Source organism: Mesorhizobium sp. M1E.F.Ca.ET.063.01.1.1, from assembly GCF_003998155.1.
Classification (GTDB): Bacteria; Pseudomonadota; Alphaproteobacteria; order Rhizobiales; family Rhizobiaceae; genus Mesorhizobium.
Map to the genome: position 1 here is coordinate 1 of NZ_RZSC01001245.1, position 1039 is coordinate 1039.

The 1039-nt window shown below is 66.7% G+C and carries 1 protein-coding gene; it reads right to left on the reverse strand.

Features of this window, described 5'->3' with window-relative positions:
* Positions 1-249 precede the first annotated feature (249 nt).
* A partial coding sequence (locus tag EOA29_RS37620; RefSeq protein ID WP_145970094.1) for an alpha/beta hydrolase occupies positions 250-1039 on the reverse strand: 790 nt, incomplete at its 5' end.

Below are 1039 nucleotides of genomic sequence, written 5' to 3' on the forward strand. Positions count from 1 at the left end.
GAGCCGTTGCCTGCCCAGCGATGATAGGTCTGCTTTCCGCAGCGAACTGTTTGGTTTTCCGCAGTTCTTGTGCGCTGTTCCGCAGGTATCTCCCCCCTTGAGGGGGAGATGTCGCCGAAGGCGACAGAGGGGGTCGCCGCGCGTGAAGCGCCGACCCCTTTCGCTATGAGAGAGAACGTTGGCAATTTATGCGGGACGACCCCCTCTGGCCTGCCGGCCATCTCCCCCTCAAGGAGGGAGATCGCAGCCTCATCGTCCGGCGCCAAGCGCCCCAATATTCGCAATAATCCTCGCAAACGCCTCAGCCGCGCGCGGCACCGTCCGCCTCGCTCGCAGAAAACTGTGCACCAGCCGCGGCTCCTCGCGCCACATGGCATCACCGCCGGCGGCCAGAATCCTGTCGCGATAGGCCTCGCCGTCCGACGACAGCGGATCGCACTCGGCGGTGACGATGACAGTCGGCGGCAGGCCGGAGAAATCGCGGTCCCTGAGCGGCGAGAAGGTCGAGTCGTCGAGCGACTGCCCGGGCGCCGAGCGGATGCGGCGGTAGAAATCGATGTCGGCGACCGAGAGCAACGGCGCCTCGGCGTGCTGGACATAAGAGCGGCGGGTCTCGTCGCCGCCAAGACCGGGATAGATCAGCATCTGGCCGATGGCATGCCTCGGATGGTGGCGCGTCACGTGCGCCACCGCCGCGGCGAGATTGCCGCCGGCGCTTTCGCCGCACAGCACGATCGGCAGCGCGCTCGTCGCCGCGACCCATTCGAACACGGCCAGCGCATCGTCGAAGGAAGCGGGATGCAGGTTCTCCGGCGCAAGGCGATAGTCGGCCGAGACCACCTCGAAGCCGGTGCCGGCGCAGATTTCGGCGCAGATATCGTCATGGCTGTCGAGGTCGCCGAGCACGAAACCGCCGCCGTGATAGTAGACGACGATCGCCGCTGCCGGCTTGTCCGCCATGCGGTAGCGCCGGACCGGGATGGCATGCGCGTTCGTGGCGACAAGGCCGTCGCTGGTGGTCACGCCTTCGGGATGTCTC